Source organism: Microbacterium ginsengisoli (assembly GCF_000956535.1).
GTDB lineage: Bacteria > Actinomycetota > Actinomycetes > Actinomycetales > Microbacteriaceae > Microbacterium > Microbacterium ginsengisoli.
In genome coordinates this window covers 1-1,093 of the sequence record NZ_JYIY01000009.1, presented here as the reverse complement: position 1 = coordinate 1,093, position 1,093 = coordinate 1, and the positions used below count along the sequence as shown (strand labels likewise).

The following is a 1,093-nucleotide window of genomic DNA, read 5'->3' as shown; positions in this document are numbered from 1 at the left end:
TGTACTTCCCCGTGACGTTGTGAACGCGGGCTGAGGGGGTCTGGCCTCCGATCCCGGTGTGGGGTCTGTGGTGATTGTAGTGATGCAGCCAGGTCTCGTATGCCGCGGCTCGCTCTGCTTCGCTGGCGTAGGGCTTGGCGTAGGCCCATTCGGCGGCGAGGGTGCGGTTGAAGCGTTCGACCTTCCCGTTGGTCTGCGGCCGATACGGCTTTGTCCACTTGTGCTTCACACCGTCGCCGAGCGCGTCCGCGAACGCGTGTGACCGGTAGCACGCGCCGTTGTCTGTCATCACGGCGGTGACCGTGACTCCGAGGCTCGCGAAGAACGCGTTCGCGCGGGTCCAGAACCCTGCCGCGGTCTCCTTGCGTTCGTCGTCGAGGATCTCCGAGTACGCGACTCTCGAGTTGTCGTCGACGGCGTGGTGCAGATACCGGTAGCCGCGGGAGCCGGCCGCTCCTGCCCGTGCGGCCTTGTCACGGACGGATCCCGCGGCACGGTCCTGCGCCGATCCGCGGCCGAAGGCGCGCCAGCCGCCGCCATCAGGGATCCGGCCCTGCTTCTTGATGTCGACGTGGATCAGCTGGCCCGGTCTTGCGACCTCGTACCGCTTCGGCGTCGGCTTGCGGACTGGCAGCCCGGTGGCCTGATCGATGTTCACGAGCTTCGGCATCCCATACCTGGCCAGCACCCGGCCGACCGTCGAGCGGGCAAGGCCCAGGTGATACGCGATCCGGTGCGGACCCCACCGGCGGGTGAACCGCAACGACACGATCCTCCGCTCCGTCTTCCGCGGGAGCCGGTTCGGCGAGGTCTGCGGCCTGAAGCTGCGGTCCGTCAACGGCAGCCCAGCCCGATACCGGTCGACCCACCGTTTCGCCGTCGCGGGCGAGCACTGGAACCGTTCCGCTGCCCGCCGCAACGACCAGCCCCGATCCACGACGAGGACAGCAAGACGACGACGCCCTTCCGGCGTCAAAGGCGCGTTAGCGTGAGACACGAAGACCTCCGTGGTCAGGATGCGAGTGTGGTAACCCACATCCTGCCCGGAGGTCTTCGCCTACCTCACCCGTTCACAACCTCCCGGGGAAGTACA

General features: G+C 67.3%; 1 protein-coding gene. It reads right to left on the bottom strand.

Annotation, left to right across the window (positions count from 1 at the left end):
- Window positions 1-997, bottom strand: a 997-nt coding sequence (locus RR49_RS00055; protein ID WP_155947604.1) for an IS481 family transposase, incomplete at its 3' end; no start/stop codon positions are given.
- Window positions 998-1,093: the final 96 nt, after the last annotated feature.